Consider the following 16,266-nt stretch of genomic DNA (forward strand, 5'->3'; position numbering starts at 1 on the left):
ATGCCGGCGACAGTGTTAGATGCCTTGGGCACGGTCGATGGAACTTTGCCGGCCATAGACGATGGCACGCTACGACTCAGCTACGCTGATGTACATCGGTCGGTCGCGGCGGAGCGGCGCTGGCTTCAATCGATGCGAGTGCGTCGCTGCGCTTTGCTCGCAGAGAATAGCGCGCGCTGGATTCTCAGCGATCTCGCGCTGCTGGCGTGCGAAGCGGTGAATGTCCCCTTGCCGGCGTCCTTCACTCGGGAACAGGTCGCTCACGTGCTCGATGATGCCGATATCGAGTGGGTGCTCACCGATCAGGCCGAGCACTTCATGGGCGAACACCCCACGTTCGCTTACGTAAATACTTCGCATCGCACGGGACTGGCATTGCTCAAGCGCGAGGCCTGCCGAAGCGAAGCAGGATTACGGGCGTCCGACCTCGGCAAAGTGACTTATACGTCCGGCAGCACGGGCGCGTCCAAAGGCGTGTGCCTGCGACGGGCCGTCATCCAATTGGTGACTGATTCGTTGGTTGCGGCGACCGCGGGGCTTGGTGTCCAGACACATCTATGTCTGCTGCCGCTTGCGACGCTGCTGGAGAACGTTGCGGGCGTGTATGTGCCACTGACGATGGGTGCAAAGGTACTGGTGCCACCCGGTCATACGATGGGCGTGAGTTATTCGGGCTTGAATGCCCCGTTGCTGTTGAAAGCCATTGATTCAGCGTCACCGGAAAGCATGATCCTCGTCCCCGAACTGCTCCGCGTGCTGGTTTACGCCGCTCGCGATGGGTGGCGTGCGCCGGTGTCGTTAAAGTTCATCGCTGTGGGTGGCGGGGGCGTGGCTCCGGCGTTGTTACAGGAAGCTCGACGAGCTGGCTTGCCGGTATTCCAAGGTTACGGCTTGAGTGAATGCGCCTCCGTCGTTTGCCTCAACACGCCGAAACACGACAAGCCCGACAGTGTAGGCCGGCCGTTGCCGCACGCACGGGTGCGCATCGATGACAACGGCGAGATCTGCGTCAGTGGCGCGACCATGGCCGGCTACCTGGGCGACTCGCGGCGGCAAGCTGGCGAAGTGCGCACGGGCGATCTCGGCGCGATCGACGCTGACGGTTTTGTTTACGTGCGCGGTCGGTTGAAAAACATGTTCATCACCAGCATGGGGCGCAACGTCACGCCCGAGTGGGTGGAAGGCGAGCTCAACTGCGAGCCTGCCATCGCGCAGGCAATGGTAAGCGGAGAGGCTCGGCCGTACCCCGTGGCACTCATTGTTGGGAGCGCCAATGCGAGAGAGGAATCGATCACGCAGGCAATCGGACGCGCGAACGCGCGGCTACCCGATTATGCACGCATTCGCGGCTGGGCCTTCTTTCCTGAAGCGCCGACCCTGTCCAATGGTTTGTTGACCGCCAATGGACGGCTGCGTCGCGCGGAGATCGCGGCGAAGTACCACCAGCTCATTGACTCGATTTACGACCAATCAACGGATACCGTCCATGCAATTCAATGAACTGCTCGCTTCGCGAACCGCGCAGGCGCGCGAGTACTTGACCGGCGCGCCGATCATCCAACGTGCGCTCGCAGGCCAGATCGAACGCGACGAGTACATCGCGTTCCTGACTCAAGCATTCCATCACGTCCGGCACACGGTGCCGCTCTTGATGGCAGTGGGATCGCGCTTGCCGGCCCGATTGGGTTGGCTTCGTAAAGAGATCATTCATTACACGGAAGAAGAAGAGGGGCACGAGCAATGGATTCTGAATGACATCCAAGCTGCAGGGGGCAATGCAGCGGTTGCAGCCGACAGCCTGCCGTCGTCGGCCACCGATGCGATGGTCGCGTATGCCTACGACACCGCCACCCGTCGCAATCCCGTCGGCTTCTTCGGTATGGTCTTCGTGCTCGAGGGTGCCAGCGTGGCGCTCGCATGTAATGCGGCGGATCGAATTCAAGCGTCGCTGCAGTTGCCGAGCAAGGCCATGACGTACCTGCGCAGCCATGGACAGTTGGATCAGCAGCACGTGCAGGATCTCTACTCAATCCTGAATCGGTTCGATGAGGAGCAGGATCGGGCAGCGGTCGGACGTTGCGCGCAAGTGATGTTTCGATTGTACGGAAATATTTTCTACGAGCTCGATCGACAGCCGGCGGTAGCCGGCGCCTGGAGAGCAGCATGAGTCTCCACGACAAACGTGTTCTGGTCACCGGGGCAAGCGGCGGGATCGGCCGGGCGCTGGTTGCCGAGCTACTGAACGAAGGTGCTCAGGTGCTGCTGAGCGGCCGAGATCATGCGGCATTGTCGAAGGTCGTGGCGCATCACCCGGAGCGGGAACGCTCCGCCGTGTTTGCCGCTAATATCGCGAATGCCTCGGATCGCGCGAGGCTTTGTGACTTTGCAGCCCGCTGGCGAGGCGGGATCGACATTCTCATCAACAACGCCGGGGTCAACGACTTCGCATTTCTTTCGGTGCAGTCCGGGGAGTCGCTGGACGCTGCCGTGACGATCAACTTGATCGCGCCGATCGACTTGTGTCGCCGGCTGAGCTCGTGTTTGGAGCTCAGCGACGGGGCAAGCATCGTGAACATTGGTTCCGTGTTCGGTTGCATCGGATTCGCAGGCAACAGCGTTTACTGCGCTACGAAGTTCGGACTGCGAGGCTTCACGGAAGCGCTGCGGCGCGAGCTCGCGGACACGAACGTTCGTGTCCATTACTTCGCGCCTCGCGCCACCCGAACGTCATTCAATAGCGACGCGGTCAATGACCTGAACGTTGCGCTCGGCAATGCGTCGGATGATCCTGCGGAGGTCGCGCGTCACATCGTGCGCTCGCTGCAGGGGGGCAAGCTCGAAACGATCATCGGTTGGCCGGAAAAGTTCTTCGCGCGGCTGAATGCAGTGTTGCCGCGCCTGGTCGATATGGCGCTGGTACAAAAACTTCCCGTGATCCGGGATTTCGCCAGCCGTTCTTCGTCTCCACCGCCGGACCATTCGCGGTCCGCATTGCTCAATAGCATCGCCAACCCGAGGGAAAGCTCATGAGTGCTCGTATCGTTCGCGGCCTGGCGCCGCTTGCAGGTCTGCTCGTCAGCGTCGCTCACGCGCAGGCGCCGTTTGACGCCGAGCTGGCTCATATTCAAGAGCAGTGGGCGGTCGTGAATTACCAGGTCGCGGCGAAGAGCGACAAGCTGCAGGCGTTCGAGAAGCTTGTTGCCGAGGCGCACCGCTTCTCGATGGAGAATCCGCAGCGTGCCGAGCCGCTGATCTGGGAAGGAATCGTGCTCAGTACCTACGCGGGCGCGAAGGGCGGTGTGGGTGCGCTGGGTCTTGCCAAGAAGTCTCGTGCCGCCCTCGAAGCGGCGCTCAAGATCGATGACAAGGCGCTGGACGGCTCCGCTTATACGAGCCTGGGTACGTTGTACGCAAAGGTGCCCGGCTTCCCGCTCGGCTTCGGTGACGATAACAAGGCGCAGGAACTGTTGTCGAAGGCGCTGACGATCAATCCCGACGGCATCGATCCAAACTATTTTTACGCGCAATACCTCTGCGACCGCAACGAATGTAGCGATGCCTTGCGTTATCTACAGCGCGCCGCCGAGGCGCCACCTCGCCCGGGCCGGGAAGTGGCGGACGAAGGGCGGCATCGTGAGGTGATGGAGCTGATGGCGAAGGCACGCTGAGCCAGCGATTACTCTTTCGTCTTCTGCGGTTTACCAGGGCCTAGCGCGCCATCCGCGCACGGCGGGATCCCCCGAAGTCGCCCTGGAAATCCCGGAGTTGGCCAAGTCGTTGCGACGGCGCGATTGATTTCCCGCGAACGCGCGTCTAACGGCAATGCCATCGTCGTTCCGAGGACTCATGAACAGATCCGGCCAGCTTGAGCGACGCTCCAAATTCATTCGATTCATGGTGTTAGCCGCGTTCGCCTGGATCACGCCCGCGACCCTGGCGGCCGACGACCCGCTCGATCTGGCGCGCTTGAAGGGCAAAGTCGTGGTCATCGACTTCTGGGCCTCCTGGTGCGCGCCGTGCCGCCAATCCTTCCCTTGGCTCAATGAAATGCAGGCCAAGTACCGCGACCGCGGCCTCGTGATCATTGGCGTCAACGTCGATCGCGAGCGCGCCGAGGCCGATCGCTTCCTTCAGCAAACACCGGCCGATTTCAAGGTCGTCTACGACCCGGGAGGCACGCTCGCCGCGCGCTATCAAGTCCCTGGCATGCCCAGCTCGTACGTGATCGGGCGCGACGGTCAGCAAGCGGGCGTGCACATCGGTTTTCGCAGTGGCACGCGCCAGGAGCGCGAAGCGGAGCTCGAGCGCCTGCTTGCCAACGCCACGGCGGATCGCACAAACAGTCAATAACGAGGGAGATCGTGATGAAAGCACTCAGTTTGCTGGCAGCCTGCCTGGCACTGCAAGGCTGCGCGAGCGTCGGAGTAGAGCCGTGGCAACGAGACGTGCTGGCGCGCCCAGAGATGTCGCTGGATGCGAACCCCATCGATGCGGCCATCGATGATCACATCTATTTCAGCAAGGAAGCATCGAGCGGCGGGCGTGGCTTCGGCGGCGGTGGCTGCGGCTGTAATTAGGGGATCGGCATGAACGACGATAACAATCTCAGCGCCACGCTCGCCGCCGCGACCTGCGCCTTGCTCGGCGCGAGCGCCGCGGGGCCGGTGATGGCAGGCGAGACCGACCGATGGTCATTCGACACAGCACTGCTTTACTACGCAGAGAGCGACGATCGAGTGCAGGACGTGAGCGCGACCATCGGTGCGCAACGCGCCTTTGAGGACGATCGCCTGCTGAATCTCACGCTGACAGCCGATACGCTAACCGGTGCATCTGCGAGCGGAGCGATCGCAAGCGACTTGCCGCAGACGTTCACGAGTCCCTCTGGCCGGGCGGTGTACTCGACGCCGGCGGGAGAAACACCGCTCGATGACACATTCCTCGACACGCGATTCGCGCTCAATGCGAGTTGGACGCAGCCGCTTGCGAGGCTCTACACCGTCTCTGCCGGTCTTGGTTTCTCCACCGAGTACGACTACACCCATCTCGGAGCGAATGTATCGCTCGCCCGTGATTTCAATAAGCGCAATACGACGGTGAGCGCGGGGCTCGCGTACTCGCAAGATGACATCGATCCCGTCGGCGGCGCGCCTGTGCCGCTGTCACAGATGCTCGACGTGGGCGATGGTTCCAACAAACTCAGTAGCGACAGCAAGGACGTACTCGACGTGTTGCTCGGGCTAACGCAGGTTCTATCGCGCAACACAGTACTGCGCGTCAATTATTCATACAGCCAGTCGAGTGGCTATTTGAACGATCCCTACAAGATCCTGAGCGTCGTCGATGGCACGACCGGCGATACGATCCTGCGCACGCCCGCACCGGGTGTGGCGGGCCCGACTGGAATCTATCTTTATGAGAGCCGGCCGGATTCGCGTGCGAAGCACAGCCTGTACGCCGAGGTGAAACATGCATTCGGGGCGCCCGTGCTTTATGGATCGTACCGATTCATGACGGACGATTGGGGAATCGACTCGCATACCGGCGAAGTTCGCCTGCGTTGGCCCGTCGGGGATGCAAGCTACGTCGAGCCGCAGCTGCGCTACTACATGCAGTCTCAAGCGGATTTTTATCACCCGAGCCTGGTGCAAGGCGCCGCATTGCCAGCGTATGCGTCGGCCGATTTTCGGTTAGGTGAGTTCGATGCGGTGACCGTCGGGCTGAAGTTCGGCCATCGCACCAGTGGCGGCAACGAGTGGAACGCACGTCTGGAGTACTACCAGCAGAACGGCAGCATTTCGCGCGATCAGTTGATCGGCAACCAATTCGCTCGCGAGCAGTATCCGGACCTGAAGGCAGTGATTGCGCAATTCGGCTATCGCTTCGGTCTATAACCTTGCACACGACGTCACAAGGCGCATCCGTCATATTGAGCCGCGAGCCTGGCTTTTGGGCCGGGCGGTTCGTTGCAATGGCTTCGCCGTGCGAAGTCCTCATCGAGGACGCGCCGGAGGCGCTTGCGCGCCAGATCGCGGAGACTGCGGCAGCATGCGCCTGGCGTATCGAACGCAAGTTCAGCCGCTATCGATCCGACGGCGTCGTGCACATGATCAACTCGAACGCTGGTCGCCCGGTGGTGCTCGATGAGGAGTCCGCCGCGCTGATCGACTTCGCCGCGACACTGACCACAATGTCGGAGGGCGGTTTCGATATCACGTCGGGCGTGCTGCGGAAAGCGTGGACGTTCGACGGCGGTAGCGCTGTTCCGACACAGGCGCAGATCGACGAGGTGATGACCTGCGTCGGGTGGCGCCATGTTCAGTGGCGCAGGCCAGTTTTGCGGTTGAAGCCGGGGATGCAAATCGATCTCGGCGGCATCGGCAAGGAGTACGCGGTGGATCTGGCGGCGGCCCGAGTGGAGGACATTGCACCAGGCGTGAGCTGCCTGATCAATTTCGGCGGCGACGTTGTGGCCCGACATCCGCGTCGGGACGGGCAACCCTGGCGCGTGGGCATCGAAGCAGCGGCGAAGGCGGGAACTGCCGTGCGCATCGTCCATCTCACTCGCGGTGGGCTCGCGACCAGCGGCGATTCGCGCCGGTTCGTACTTCATCAAGGGCGCCGTTACTCCCATATCATCGACGCGCGCATCGGTTGGCCCGTACGCGATGCGCCCCATTCAATTACCGTAGCCGCCGATACCTGCACGCAAGCAGGCACGCTCACGACCCTTGCAATGCTCAAAGGCATGGAATGTGAGTCGTTTCTGCGCGCGAGTGGCGCAAAATACTGGATTCAGGCGTGCCCGGCTTCGCCGCAGTGATCGACAATGTAGCGACGCGCGGCGTCGCGCAGTTGGTTCGTCGCGGCAAAGGCGTTCTTGCCATGGGGCAGCCTTATCGAGCACCGCCTTGCCCTCGGCACGCAGTCGTTCTGCTCGAATCGATCGGCGGACGCGCAGCGGATCTGATCGTCGATCCGGCGAAGCAATGGAACGCGGATTTGATCGTCATGGGAACACACGGCCGGCGTGGGCTTCGTCGCCTGGCGCTCGGCAGCGATGCGGAGCTGGTCGTGCGCTCCGCTTCGGTGCCGGTGCTGCTGGTTCGTGGGGATGCCGGGCACGAATGAAACGATTGGCCGAAGTAGCGCCGTGAATATCGCGCCATCCGTGACCCTTTTCTGTCGGGAAAGGGCATTCACGATCGGATGCACCCACGCAACGTCGAATGTTTGACGGCGGCCGCTCTCGATTGTGGAGCGGCCCTCCTTACTGGCCCGGAGGTGGAATCTTGCTCTCGAAGAGACCCATGCTGAAGCGGCGTCGTCTCGCGGCGCCCGCTAGATCTTACGAGTAGGTCACGATACTGATACCAGCGGTCGCAGGCATGTAATTGCGTGCAGTCACTCACCACCCAAGGTGAACCCATGTCTCTGCGCAATACATCATCGAGCTACGGATTCGTCGCTCGGTCGCTGCATTGGGCCATCGTCCTCGGAATCATCGCCCAATATCTCCTCGCGGAAGCGGACGACACGGAGCGTGCAGGGACAGTGGCTATGAGCGCCTTAGACTGGCATGTGTCGATCGGTATCGCCTTGCTCGCGCTTGCTGTCGTGAGAGTTCTGTGGCGCACCTTCGATGACACTCCGGTACGCTCGGGCCGGCGGGAGACGAGGAACTCGAGCATTTCATGCATGAAGTGCACGAGGTGCTGTTCAATGTTCTGACCGGGGTAGCCATCCTGCATGTTGTCGCAGCGCTGAAGCACCACTTCATCGACCGCGACGGCGTGCTTCGCCGCATGCTTCCGGGTGCTCGCTGACCTTGTCGTTCGGGGGATCTCATATGAATCGTCTCGAGATCACTGTCGCCACAACAGTCGTCATGGTGTGCTCTATGGTCTGCGAGGTCGCAACAGCACACTGCGACTCCATCGACGGGCCCGTCGTTCGTGACGCGCGTGCCGCACTGGAGAAGGGCGAGCCGACGGCAGTACTTAAGTGGGTCATGCCGGGACGAGAGCAGGAGATCCGGGAAGCGTTTGCCCAGACACTTGCCGTTCGCAGCCTGGGAGCCGACGCCAGGCAGCTTGCCGATCGTTACTTCTTCGAGACGCTCGTGCGAGTGCACCGTGCAGGCGAAGGCGAGGCGTTCAGCGGCCTGAAGCCTGCTGCAAGCGCAGACCCAGCCATTGCTCTTGCGGATCGTGCGCTGGAATCAGGTTCGGCAGCTGCGCTGTCGAAAGAATCGGCCGAAGCCATCGAGGCAGGTATCCGACGCCGCTTCGATCTTGCACAAGAGCGCAGGAAACATGCGGCCGATAGCGTGGAGGCAGGACGGGCCTACGTCGAGGCGTATGTCGACTACATTCACTTCGTAGAAGGCGTTCATCATCTCGGGCTGCGCGGTGTTTCTCAGAAGCACGACGACTCAAGCGAGTGAAGTTTGTGCCTGTGACTCAGCTTTGGAGCAGCACGGAAACAACTTGCGACTTGAGACATTTGATAAGTGTGCGCCGCCTCACTCGGGAGGGTACCAGCGTGCGAGTCTCGAACATCATTGCCGTTGCTGCATTCGCATCAGTCGGGGCTTGCGCCAGTCAAGTATCGCGGGAGGCGATGGCGCAGATGTCCGGAGCGGAGATTTACCAGCAGCTGTGCACGAGCTGTCATGGGGTGCGCGGAAAGGGCGACGGTCCCATGGCTCCGCTGCTGCAGATCGAAGTTCCCGATCTGACCCGTCTCGCCCAGGGGCCTGCTGGCGAGTTTCCTGCAGAGCAAGTGAGGCGCACGATTGATGGAAGATCGGAGCGGCCGGCGCACGGGCTGCCCTACATGCCGATCTGGGGTTTGAGGTTCTACGACCCTGAAAAGCCGGATGATGCAGAGGCGCGTGCGCGTGGCGACTCGATCGTCGAACGATTGATAGGGTATCTGCAGTCCATACAAGAAGACTAAGCGCTGCGGACCTTTGCGAATCTGCACGTCTATTTCGACGTATCTTGTAGCGCCGTCCGCACTGCTCCTTCGAGAGAGGTCAGGCCCCAGCGCCTGCCCTCGGCGATGGCCGCGTCCGTGGGCTGCCCCTTGATCCATGCCTCGCGTAGTGCAATTAGGGCACCGACACGATTCCCACTGGCGCAATGGATCAGTGTCAGATCATCGCCTGCTTGCTCGAGCAACTCATCCAGCCTGCGCGCATTGTCTTTCGTGAGCGACTGTGCGCCGGCAATGGGAATTGCGTGATAGTCCAGACCCAAGCCGGTGGCGATGCGCGCTTCGTCGAACCCCACGCTTTCCTCCGGAGTTCGCAGGTTGATCAGATGCTTGACGCCCGCCGCGCGAATGCGGCCCACATCCGCGGCGTCGAGCGCGCCGCTCACGATTCTGTGATCTTCCGGCTGGCGCACGTCTGGCACTTCGGTGAGCAGCGCGCCGTCATGGGCGGTTGTTGGCTGGGTCGGGCCCAAGCAAAGAACCAGGACGAGAAGAATGGGTGCTTTCATACTCTGGCGGCCACCGTGTGTCTGCGTCGTAGTCTGCGAGAGAGCCAATGTTTCGCCGCGCCGATAACATGGAGCACGGCGAGCGCGACCAGGATATTGAACAGCACCTCGTGCACTTCTTCGAGCGTCTCTTCTCCCCCCAGGGAAATTCTCGGTACATCGAACCAGTTGAAGAAGCGAAGTGGCTCATCCTCTGCGGAAGACAGCAACCATCCGGTCACAGGAATTGCCAACAGTAGCAGATAGAAGGCGAAGTGCACGACCCGGGCGACCGCGATCTCATATGACTTCATGTCGACGGGCCATGCGGGTGCAATATTGAGAAATCGCCAAACCAAGCGCACGATTACCAGCAGCAGGACTGTCAGTCCGATGGACTGATGTAGCATCAGGGTATCGAAGGCTCCGTAGATCGTAGCGGAGTCTTCGTTGGCTTCAGCCAGCAGCCACTGAGCCAGTATGGATAGCACGATGATCCAGTGGAGTGCTCGGCTGATTAGCCCGTATTCCGAACGCGTGTTGAGCAGGACCATACAATCACCCGATACGGTTGCAGGTGGCCGGGTGAGCCCGCCACCCCTGGACAGATCATTTGCTCAGCTCCGCGGCGACGCCTTCCGCTTCCTTGGCTGCATTTTCGTAGTACAGCGCAAGCTGCTCGCAATGCTTGGCGACGTTCTCATAATTCGCGGCGCCCTTTGGCGGCGTGCGACCGTGATAGAGCTTCGCAAGCTTACGATGGGACTCCGCCTTCTCGCGCAACTGCGTCGCCTCGCTCTTGTACTCTGTGGCAACTTCCTTATCGCTACGGTGGTCCATCTCGGACTTGTGCATGTGCATCGGCGGTTTCGTCTCGTCTCGGCCCTCTGCAAAGCCGGCGCTTCCACCGAGCAACAGCACCCCAGCGGCCAGCGCTATGAGCATTCGATGATTCATGGGTATCTCCGCATGTTGACCGGATAAAGTGCATGAGAGATCGACTGCTACCAGCTTAGTGCTTGGCGGTGCTGATCCCACTCAGGAAATGGCCCGTCCAGCTGCGGGTACTCCTTAATTTTTCGGACATGGTGGGGCTTGTCCGGTTCGTTCTTGTGGAAACCAGCAAGCTGGCGAGGCGGATGATGAGCCCGAACCGGTGCGGATCACGCCGAAGTTGTCCGGCGATCCGAGTGCCTACGCGATTTCACTCAAGGTTTCCGGGCATGCCCGAGTGGAGTGCCTGCGCACGTAGAGTCACACTTGTTGTCAGATGTGACTCTGGGTATCTGCATGAACGCTTCTAAACCTGTGTTACTGGCTTATTTTTCTTCAACGGGAAACACGGCGAGGGTCGCGCACGATCTTGCGGAGCGTCTGGGCGCCGACATCGAGAATATTCAAGACAGGAGACATCGCGCCGGCATGCTGGGACAGTTCACGGCGGCCTTCGACGCGTGGCGGGAAGCGCCGGGGAGGATTGGGGCGCTTCGGTACAATCCAGCGGACTATGCGATCACCGTCGTGGGCACGCCGGTATGGACCGCGAAGATGACGCCTGCGATTCGTGCGTATCTGAGAGAGACACGTAGCCAAATTCAGAGTGCGGCCTTCTTTGTCACATCCGGCGATACAGACATCGGCAGGTTACTGCCCTCGCTGGAATCAGCTGCGGGTCGAGCTTCCGTCGCATCGGCTGGATTCAATGGCAAGGAGCTCCGCGACGCCGTCATTTACGAGAGGAAGCTCTCTGCCTTGGTCGCTCAGGTTACGCGTGCTGTGCAGTTGTCGCGTCAGGCGGCATGATCAGGCACGCGATTTTCAGATAGGCTTGCTAAAGAGCAGGCCGGTGCGGTGATGAACCATCCAGAGAAAATTGCTCCGATCCACGCCCCTGTTTTCGACGATCAGGTAGCCGAGATCATAGCCCGCGAGACGGGTGCTCCGATCGAACTGGCTGCGCGCATCTACGAAGAAGAGTTGCGGGGTTTGGCCCGTGATGCGCGCATCACTCAGTTCGTCAACGTGCTTGCGAGTCGGAGAGCTCGCATGAAGTTGCAGCAGTTAAGCGCTCGAGGTGCCGTGATCTAGATCACGGGCGGCCGGGGAGCCGTGCATCACTGGGGAATGCTCGTATCGGCTACCGGGTAGCGGCAATGCTCCTGCATCGACTGACCATCGGCGGGCTGCGTGCTCATAGACAAGCTTCTCCGCTGCCACGACTGCGGGCATCCCTGACTCGTTCCGTAGTTCAACGGGATCGACGCCTGTGCTTGAAGGGCGTCAGATTCGCGCCTGCGAACGAAATCCAGTTCCGCTGCGCAAGGGATGGAGGCGGCAAATGAAACGGCTGTTCTTTGTGCTTCTCTTGGTAGTCTGCGCCGCGCGTGCGGACAGCCCCGGATCCATATACAACCTGCACATCTCGCTCACCGATGCGCGCGGGACACGGCACGGTCTGGACGTGCATCGCGGTCATCCGGTGCTGATCACGATGTTCTATGGCAACTGCCCCATGGCGTGTCCGCTACTCATCGATACCATGCGGTCCGTCGAACGCAGCGCAAGCGCTGCCGATCGCGATCGAGTGCGCTTTCTGCTGATTTCAATCGATCCCGAGCGGGACACGGCGGAGAGTCTTAGGAAGCTGAGTGTCAGTAGAAAGCTCGACGCGTCGCGTTGGACCATGGCGCGCACCGATGCAATCGGAGTTCGAAAGATCGCCGCGCTATTAGGCATCCAATATCGAAAGTTACCCGATGGGAGTTTCAACCATTCCAGCGTGATCACTCTGGTCACGCCCGACGGCGAGATCGCCGCGCAGAGCTCGCTGATGGGACAGGCGGATCCGAAACTACTGGAAGCTCTTGTGAACATTTCGAATGGCCAACGGAAGGTCGGCGATACGGAATAGAGCCATGCGCCACAAGCGAGTTGTCGTGACTCACTACGGTGGCCCGGAAGTCATCACGATCATCGAGGAAGATATTCCCATCCCAACCGCGGGTGAGTTACGCGTAAAAGTGTTGGCGGCGGGAGTCAGTTTGCCCGACGTACTGGCGCGCGAAGGCGTTCATCCTGAAACGCCACCAGTGCCTTACACGCCTGGATGGGATCTCGTTGGAAGCGTCGATCAGCTCGGCCCGAGCGTTATGGACCTCCAGCTGGGTGAGACCGTGGCTGCGATGCCGATACACGGGTGTTACGCGCAGTACGTGTGCGTCCGACAAGGTGAGGTTGTTCCCGTGCCCAAAGGGTTGGACGCTGCGGAGGCGGTGGCCGTTGTGCTGAACTACAGCACGGCGTATCAGATGCTGCATCGATCGGCGAAAGCCCAGCGCGGCCAGCGCATGCTGATCCACGGGGCTTCAGGTGGTGTCGGCTCGGCGATGTTGCAGCTGGCGAAGCTGGCCGGTGTTGAAATGTACGGTACCTGTTCCGAGCAAGCTGCCTCGGTGGTGCGGGATCTCGGTGGCATTCCGATCGACTACAAGCAGTCAGACTTCGTGAAGGAGATCCATCGCCTCACTGGTGAAGGTGTGGATGCTGTATTCGACGGGATCGGGGGAGACAATCTTTGGCGCTCGCGCGACGCGCTGCGCGAGGGCGGGCGCGTGGTGACCTTTGGCTTCCAGTCAAAGATGCGGGCCGGGCGTATGGCGTCTCACAGCGAGGGACGCCATCCGTTTCGCGAGTCCGCCGAGCTGGGCGGGTTCATCGTTCGCAATTGGTTCAAGTCCGGCCGAAAGAGCATGGTGCCCTATAGCATCCAGTGGATGCTGCGCTTCAAACCGGCGTGGTTCCGCGAAGATCTGCTTACGCTGCTGGAGCTGCTCAAGCAAGGCAGGATCAAGCCCCTCATCGCGCAACGGTTACCGCTCGAAGAGGCGCGCCGCGCGCACGAGATGCTGGGCGAGGGCGGAGTGCTCGGAAAGATCGTGCTTTTGCCCAATGGCTAGCGAATGTCTAACCGCGTGCCCCGATGCGATAGCGTGCGCCACCCCCACGTCATCGTCACCCATCCAGCCACAACCGTCAGGATCAGGCCGAAGATGCGCGGGTCATAATGCGATCCGTGGTTCGGAAACATTTGCCAACTGACGTTCGTCATCGAATGGAATAACGCGACGCCAAACACGCTCCTGCCGGTGTTGTTGTAGAGCCAGGTATGTAGAGCGCGTGTGGCCAGCGTAGAGAGCGACCACCATGCGATCCAATCGGCGGTGCGCTGGACTTGCAGGAGCGGCACGATGTGCCATGTGACCCAGACCAAACCGAGGATCAGGCTCGCCGGCAGCGCGCCCCATCGTTCTTGCAGCGGATCCAGCGCGTAGCCAGACCAGCCGAGCTCTTCGGCCAGTGCGGCGGGGAAGAACAGCAGAAAGAGGGCGGGAACGAGCCAGGGCGACAGGTCAGTTGCAGGCAAGGGCACATCGAGCAGTCGCATGACGCCGTAGGCCACGATGGATGTCGCGGGCATGAGCAGCAAGATCGGCGCATACCAGGCCTTCCGGGTGATGCGCCGAAAGTCGAACGATCTCTTGAGATGTTCGGCGACGCCTGCGATCCCGCTCTTCAGCGCGATCAGCATCAGGGCCGCAAGAAGAGGGCAGACGACCATGACGGCGGTCAGCGGCAATCCTTGCAGCAATTGATACTGTCCGAGGGAATCGACCAGCCATAATGGCAGCGACAACGCGAATACCAGAAAAAAGAACCAGGCGGGCGACCGGTCGCGAGATGGACGCGTGCACAGCGCGTTGTGATTCATCGATTGAACCGTGGCCTGGTACGCCCACCGAACGCTCTGATCATGCTCGCAACTCGAAGCGTTTGACTGTCGATTGCGGCAAAAAGGAGCAATGGAAAGGCTGAATCAAAGCGGCGGAAGAGGAGCGCTCGGATTATGGATTGCGGGCCGCTGCGCCGGAACAATGCGGCTGCATGTGCGTACTCTCCTATCGGAGACCTTGAGTACCTCGCCTGAACGATGACCGATACCACCAAGAACAAATCTGACCTGGTCTTTTTTACGCAGGTTGTTGGCCGCGAAACCTATGGCGCTTGGTATCGGGTACTGCCCGTGGACTGCATTGAGATCCTGGCGATTGGGCTGATGCGGACCTTGCCCTTAGATGGACGGGACCCCGAGGATGTCGCCTGCGACGCGCTTGAGGAATTCGTCCGAGCGCGCATAAAGCTGGGACAGCCCGTCCCTGCGCTACCCGCCGAAGTGACCGTCCACGCGAATCACACGTGCCCGCCTAAGAATCCGGAAGGCGTCACGCACTGACTCGCGATCCTGGTCCTGGTTCGCAGAGAACAACCGGCGAAGGCAGCTCATCCATTACGCTAGGCGCACATTCAGTCCAATGGATGGCGATGATGTCAGATGCAATAACGATTCGAGCCGCTAACACAGCGGACGCGGCAGCATGCCTTGCGATCTACGGGCCCATCGTGCAAACGACCGCGATCTCGTTCGAAGCAACCGTTCCCTCGGTGGAAGAGTTCGCCGCGCGCATCGAGAATTCGCTGTCCGCCTGGAGTTGGCTCATCGCGGAGAAGGAAGGCCGCTGCATTGGGTACGCCTATGGCCACTCGCATCGTGCACGAGCGGCGTACCAGTGGTCGGTTGAGACGACAATCTACGTGAGTGCGGGTTACCAGGGACAAGGTGTTGGAAAAACCCTCTACACGCGGCTGTTCACCGAGCTTGCCAGGCTGGGGTACTGCAACGCTTACGCCGGAGTGGCGCAACCGAACGAAGCCAGCATGGCGTTGCATCGGGGCGTTGGATTCGACTACATCGGCACCTTCAGGTCCGTGGGACGCAAGTTCGACCGATGGCATGATGTCGCCTGGTTCCAGCGCAAGCTTCGGGAAACGCCCCCTTAGTTGAGCCCGGAGTCCGGCGGTACGCGGCTTATGCAATGTCGGTTGACATTACGAAGATCGTCGTAATATCGTAGAAACATGGAAACCAAGCGCGCCGTCGAAGCTCTGGGTGCTCTGGCACACGAGTATCGCCTCGAAATCTATCGCCTTCTGGTCGAAAGGGGCCCCGAGGGGCTGGCAGCCGGGGCGATAGGTGAAGCTGTCGGTTTGGCGCCGTCGTCGCTGACTTTCCACCTGCAGAACCTGCATCGTGCTGGATTGATCGTGCAGCGGCGCGAGAGTCGCAGTCTGATCTACAGCGTCGATTTTGGCGCGATGAACAGCCTGGTCGGATATCTCACGGAGAACTGCTGCGTCGGTAGCACCGAGAGTTCGTGCGCCACTACATTCAAGCCCGCTGCAGCGTCCAAAACTAGCAAGCGAAAGAAGGTTGCATAGCCATGTCGAATCAATGGGAAATTCACGCAAGGCCGCAACGCGCGCACATCGTCCCGCTGCTGGAGGGTGCGTCACTTCCGACCTCTGACCTCACGGACGACGCTATGAAGGATTTCTTCTATGTCGGCCCAGCGACGGCGCCCGTGGCCATAGTTGGCGTGCAGCTCTACGGTGTTGACGCATTGCTGCGATCACTCGTGGTGAGTCCCGAACATCGGGCGCGTGGGCTGGGTCAACGATTGGTCGAGCACGCCGAGCAGCATGCGCGTGGGCAAGGCGCGACGACTGTCTACCTGCTGACAACGACTGCCGAATCTTTCTTTCGAGCGCGTGGGTACCTCGTCGCTACCCGAGACAGCGCGCCTTTTGCGATTCGATCCACGCCCGAGTTCTCCGGCTTGTGTCCGGCGAGTTCGACCTTCCTTGCTAAACGTCTTTGATCCGA

Annotated in this window: 24 protein-coding genes and 1 pseudogene; 21 read left to right on the forward strand and 4 right to left on the reverse strand. The window is 60.7% G+C overall.

Going from position 1 to position 16,266, the window contains the following annotated elements; all coding sequences use genetic code 11:
• The 13 genes and pseudogenes from EK373_RS21755 (at window position 1) to EK373_RS21815 (ending at window position 8,961) form a co-directional block, all read left to right on the forward strand.
• Window positions 1-1,500 (forward strand): AMP-binding protein, encoded by a 1,500-nt coding sequence (locus EK373_RS21755; protein ID WP_129645779.1) that lies wholly within the window; start codon window positions 1-3, stop codon window positions 1,498-1,500.
• Entirely contained in the window at window positions 1,487-2,167 is a 681-nt protein-coding gene (locus EK373_RS21760) for a TenA family transcriptional regulator (RefSeq protein WP_129645780.1), read from the forward strand. The genes EK373_RS21755 and EK373_RS21760 overlap by 14 nt, the downstream gene beginning before the upstream one ends.
• Window positions 2,164-3,030: an SDR family oxidoreductase gene (locus tag EK373_RS21765; RefSeq protein WP_129645781.1), complete on the forward strand. Its 867-nt coding sequence runs from the start codon at window positions 2,164-2,166 to the stop codon at window positions 3,028-3,030. The genes EK373_RS21760 and EK373_RS21765 overlap by 4 nt, the downstream gene beginning before the upstream one ends.
• On the forward strand, window positions 3,027-3,668 hold the full coding sequence (locus EK373_RS21770; RefSeq protein WP_129645782.1) for a tetratricopeptide repeat protein: 642 nt from the start codon (window positions 3,027-3,029) through the stop codon (window positions 3,666-3,668). Before EK373_RS21765 ends, EK373_RS21770 begins: the two co-directional genes overlap by 4 nt.
• 178 nt (window positions 3,669-3,846) lie before the next feature.
• Window positions 3,847-4,350 (forward strand): TlpA disulfide reductase family protein, encoded by a 504-nt coding sequence (locus EK373_RS21775; RefSeq protein WP_129645783.1) that lies wholly within the window; start codon window positions 3,847-3,849, stop codon window positions 4,348-4,350.
• Window positions 4,351-4,364: 14 nt separating this feature from the next.
• Window positions 4,365-4,577 carry a DUF4266 domain-containing protein gene (locus tag EK373_RS21780; RefSeq protein ID WP_129645784.1) on the forward strand — a complete coding sequence of 71 codons (213 nt, stop codon included), beginning with the start codon at window positions 4,365-4,367 and terminating at the stop codon, window positions 4,575-4,577.
• A 9-nt stretch (window positions 4,578-4,586) separates the two neighbouring features.
• A complete protein-coding gene (locus tag EK373_RS21785; protein WP_129645785.1) occupies window positions 4,587-5,894 on the forward strand; it encodes a DUF3570 domain-containing protein in 1,308 nt (435 codons plus the stop codon).
• A gap of 77 nt (window positions 5,895-5,971) precedes the next feature.
• Complete coding sequence (locus EK373_RS21790; protein WP_129645786.1) at window positions 5,972-6,823, forward strand: FAD:protein FMN transferase; 852 nt, start codon at window positions 5,972-5,974, stop codon at window positions 6,821-6,823.
• Window positions 6,802-7,131, forward strand: a complete 330-nt coding sequence (locus EK373_RS21795; protein WP_232831178.1) for a universal stress protein — start codon at window positions 6,802-6,804, stop codon at window positions 7,129-7,131. Before EK373_RS21790 ends, EK373_RS21795 begins: the two co-directional genes overlap by 22 nt.
• A gap of 297 nt (window positions 7,132-7,428) precedes the next feature.
• Window positions 7,429-7,731, forward strand: a complete 303-nt coding sequence (locus tag EK373_RS34365; RefSeq protein ID WP_129645787.1) for a cytochrome b — start codon at window positions 7,429-7,431, stop codon at window positions 7,729-7,731.
• A pseudogene (locus EK373_RS21805) lies at window positions 7,686-7,826 on the forward strand (cytochrome b); the annotation flags it as partial. The gene EK373_RS34365 and the pseudogene EK373_RS21805, both read left to right, overlap by 46 nt.
• Window positions 7,827-7,849: 23 nt before the next feature.
• Window positions 7,850-8,446 carry a DUF6448 family protein gene (locus EK373_RS21810; protein WP_198683504.1) on the forward strand — a complete coding sequence of 199 codons (597 nt, stop codon included), beginning with the start codon at window positions 7,850-7,852 and terminating at the stop codon, window positions 8,444-8,446.
• A 176-nt stretch (window positions 8,447-8,622) separates the two neighbouring features.
• The gene (locus tag EK373_RS21815) at window positions 8,623-8,961 is read left to right on the forward strand and encodes a c-type cytochrome (protein WP_129645789.1); all 339 of its coding nucleotides are present in this window, start codon (window positions 8,623-8,625) and stop codon (window positions 8,959-8,961) included.
• Between the two features lie 29 nt (window positions 8,962-8,990).
• Here the strand turns inward: EK373_RS21815 and EK373_RS21820 are convergent, their stop codons facing one another.
• The 3 genes from EK373_RS21820 to EK373_RS21830 are packed head-to-tail and all read right to left on the reverse strand — an operon-like array spanning window position 8,991 to window position 10,445.
• The gene (locus EK373_RS21820; protein WP_129645790.1) at window positions 8,991-9,509 is read right to left on the reverse strand and encodes a protein tyrosine phosphatase family protein; all 519 of its coding nucleotides are present in this window, start codon (window positions 9,507-9,509) and stop codon (window positions 8,991-8,993) included.
• Entirely contained in the window at window positions 9,506-10,042 is a 537-nt protein-coding gene (locus EK373_RS21825; RefSeq protein ID WP_129645791.1) for a cytochrome b, read from the reverse strand. Before EK373_RS21825 ends, EK373_RS21820 begins: the two co-directional genes overlap by 4 nt.
• A gap of 55 nt (window positions 10,043-10,097) precedes the next feature.
• The gene (locus tag EK373_RS21830) at window positions 10,098-10,445 is read right to left on the reverse strand and encodes a hypothetical protein (RefSeq protein WP_129645792.1); all 348 of its coding nucleotides are present in this window, start codon (window positions 10,443-10,445) and stop codon (window positions 10,098-10,100) included.
• Window positions 10,446-10,748: 303 nt separating this feature from the next.
• Between EK373_RS21830 and EK373_RS21835 the strand changes: the two genes are divergently transcribed.
• The 4 genes from EK373_RS21835 to EK373_RS21850 all read left to right on the forward strand — a co-directional run bounded on the left by EK373_RS21835 (window position 10,749) and on the right by EK373_RS21850 (window position 13,444).
• Complete coding sequence (locus EK373_RS21835; RefSeq protein ID WP_129645793.1) at window positions 10,749-11,291, forward strand: flavodoxin family protein; 543 nt, start codon at window positions 10,749-10,751, stop codon at window positions 11,289-11,291.
• Between the two features lie 51 nt (window positions 11,292-11,342).
• Window positions 11,343-11,576 carry a DUF3562 domain-containing protein gene (locus tag EK373_RS21840; protein WP_129645794.1) on the forward strand — a complete coding sequence of 78 codons (234 nt, stop codon included), beginning with the start codon at window positions 11,343-11,345 and terminating at the stop codon, window positions 11,574-11,576.
• A gap of 250 nt (window positions 11,577-11,826) precedes the next feature.
• A complete protein-coding gene (locus EK373_RS21845) occupies window positions 11,827-12,399 on the forward strand; it encodes an SCO family protein (RefSeq protein ID WP_129645795.1) in 573 nt (190 codons plus the stop codon).
• A 4-nt stretch (window positions 12,400-12,403) separates the two neighbouring features.
• A complete protein-coding gene (locus EK373_RS21850) occupies window positions 12,404-13,444 on the forward strand; it encodes a medium chain dehydrogenase/reductase family protein (RefSeq protein ID WP_129645796.1) in 1,041 nt (346 codons plus the stop codon).
• On the opposite strand, the gene EK373_RS21855 is transcribed toward EK373_RS21850, so the two are convergent.
• Window positions 13,441-14,256, reverse strand: coding sequence for a CPBP family intramembrane glutamic endopeptidase (locus EK373_RS21855; RefSeq protein WP_129645797.1), 816 nt, complete (start codon window positions 14,254-14,256; stop codon window positions 13,441-13,443). The two genes, EK373_RS21850 and EK373_RS21855, sit on opposite strands and share 4 nt — an antisense overlap.
• Before the next feature lie 219 nt (window positions 14,257-14,475).
• Between EK373_RS21855 and EK373_RS21860 the strand changes: the two genes are divergently transcribed.
• The 4 genes from EK373_RS21860 (at window position 14,476) to arsN2 (ending at window position 16,261) form a co-directional block, all read left to right on the forward strand.
• Window positions 14,476-14,778: a hypothetical protein gene (locus EK373_RS21860; RefSeq protein WP_129645798.1), complete on the forward strand. Its 303-nt coding sequence runs from the start codon at window positions 14,476-14,478 to the stop codon at window positions 14,776-14,778.
• 92 nt (window positions 14,779-14,870) lie between these two features.
• The gene (locus tag EK373_RS21865; RefSeq protein ID WP_129645799.1) at window positions 14,871-15,383 is read left to right on the forward strand and encodes an arsinothricin resistance N-acetyltransferase ArsN1 family B; all 513 of its coding nucleotides are present in this window, start codon (window positions 14,871-14,873) and stop codon (window positions 15,381-15,383) included.
• Window positions 15,384-15,461: 78 nt separating this feature from the next.
• On the forward strand, window positions 15,462-15,821 hold the full coding sequence (locus tag EK373_RS21870) for an ArsR/SmtB family transcription factor (RefSeq protein ID WP_129645800.1): 360 nt from the start codon (window positions 15,462-15,464) through the stop codon (window positions 15,819-15,821).
• Between the two features lie 2 nt (window positions 15,822-15,823).
• Entirely contained in the window at window positions 15,824-16,261 is a 438-nt protein-coding gene (gene arsN2 / locus EK373_RS34370) for an arsenic resistance N-acetyltransferase ArsN2 (RefSeq protein WP_129645801.1), read from the forward strand.
• Window positions 16,262-16,266 lie beyond the last annotated feature (5 nt).

Source organism: Peristeroidobacter agariperforans (assembly GCF_004138335.1).
Taxonomy (GTDB): Bacteria; Pseudomonadota; Gammaproteobacteria; order Steroidobacterales; family Steroidobacteraceae; genus Steroidobacter; species Steroidobacter agariperforans.

Excerpts from the sequence above, each read along its gene's own strand:
- EK373_RS21840 (WP_129645794.1), top strand. The coding sequence starts at position 11,343 with ATGAACCATCCAGAGAAAATTGCTCCGATCCACGCCCCTGTTTTCGAC.
- EK373_RS21790 (WP_129645786.1), top strand. The coding sequence starts at position 5,972 with ATGGCTTCGCCGTGCGAAGTCCTCATCGAGGACGCGCCGGAGGCGCTT.
- EK373_RS21780 (WP_129645784.1), top strand. The coding sequence starts at position 4,365 with ATGAAAGCACTCAGTTTGCTGGCAGCCTGCCTGGCACTGCAAGGCTGC.
- arsN2 (WP_129645801.1), top strand. The coding sequence starts at position 15,824 with ATGTCGAATCAATGGGAAATTCACGCAAGGCCGCAACGCGCGCACATC.
- EK373_RS21830 (WP_129645792.1), bottom strand. The coding sequence starts at position 10,445 with ATGAATCATCGAATGCTCATAGCGCTGGCCGCTGGGGTGCTGTTGCTC.
- EK373_RS21785 (WP_129645785.1), top strand. The coding sequence starts at position 4,587 with ATGAACGACGATAACAATCTCAGCGCCACGCTCGCCGCCGCGACCTGC.
- EK373_RS21850 (WP_129645796.1), top strand. The coding sequence starts at position 12,404 with ATGCGCCACAAGCGAGTTGTCGTGACTCACTACGGTGGCCCGGAAGTC.
- EK373_RS21755 (WP_129645779.1), top strand. The coding sequence starts at position 1 with ATGCCGGCGACAGTGTTAGATGCCTTGGGCACGGTCGATGGAACTTTG.
- EK373_RS21860 (WP_129645798.1), top strand. The coding sequence starts at position 14,476 with ATGACCGATACCACCAAGAACAAATCTGACCTGGTCTTTTTTACGCAG.
- EK373_RS21845 (WP_129645795.1), top strand. The coding sequence starts at position 11,827 with ATGAAACGGCTGTTCTTTGTGCTTCTCTTGGTAGTCTGCGCCGCGCGT.
- EK373_RS21855 (WP_129645797.1), bottom strand. The coding sequence starts at position 14,256 with ATGAATCACAACGCGCTGTGCACGCGTCCATCTCGCGACCGGTCGCCC.
- EK373_RS34365 (WP_129645787.1), top strand. The coding sequence starts at position 7,429 with ATGTCTCTGCGCAATACATCATCGAGCTACGGATTCGTCGCTCGGTCG.
- EK373_RS21820 (WP_129645790.1), bottom strand. The coding sequence starts at position 9,509 with ATGAAAGCACCCATTCTTCTCGTCCTGGTTCTTTGCTTGGGCCCGACC.
- EK373_RS21775 (WP_129645783.1), top strand. The coding sequence starts at position 3,847 with ATGAACAGATCCGGCCAGCTTGAGCGACGCTCCAAATTCATTCGATTC.
- EK373_RS21870 (WP_129645800.1), top strand. The coding sequence starts at position 15,462 with ATGGAAACCAAGCGCGCCGTCGAAGCTCTGGGTGCTCTGGCACACGAG.
- EK373_RS21765 (WP_129645781.1), top strand. The coding sequence starts at position 2,164 with ATGAGTCTCCACGACAAACGTGTTCTGGTCACCGGGGCAAGCGGCGGG.
- EK373_RS21815 (WP_129645789.1), top strand. The coding sequence starts at position 8,623 with ATGGCGCAGATGTCCGGAGCGGAGATTTACCAGCAGCTGTGCACGAGC.
- EK373_RS21810 (WP_198683504.1), top strand. The coding sequence starts at position 7,850 with ATGAATCGTCTCGAGATCACTGTCGCCACAACAGTCGTCATGGTGTGC.
- EK373_RS21760 (WP_129645780.1), top strand. The coding sequence starts at position 1,487 with ATGCAATTCAATGAACTGCTCGCTTCGCGAACCGCGCAGGCGCGCGAG.
- EK373_RS21825 (WP_129645791.1), bottom strand. The coding sequence starts at position 10,042 with ATGGTCCTGCTCAACACGCGTTCGGAATACGGGCTAATCAGCCGAGCA.
- EK373_RS21770 (WP_129645782.1), top strand. The coding sequence starts at position 3,027 with ATGAGTGCTCGTATCGTTCGCGGCCTGGCGCCGCTTGCAGGTCTGCTC.
- EK373_RS21865 (WP_129645799.1), top strand. The coding sequence starts at position 14,871 with ATGTCAGATGCAATAACGATTCGAGCCGCTAACACAGCGGACGCGGCA.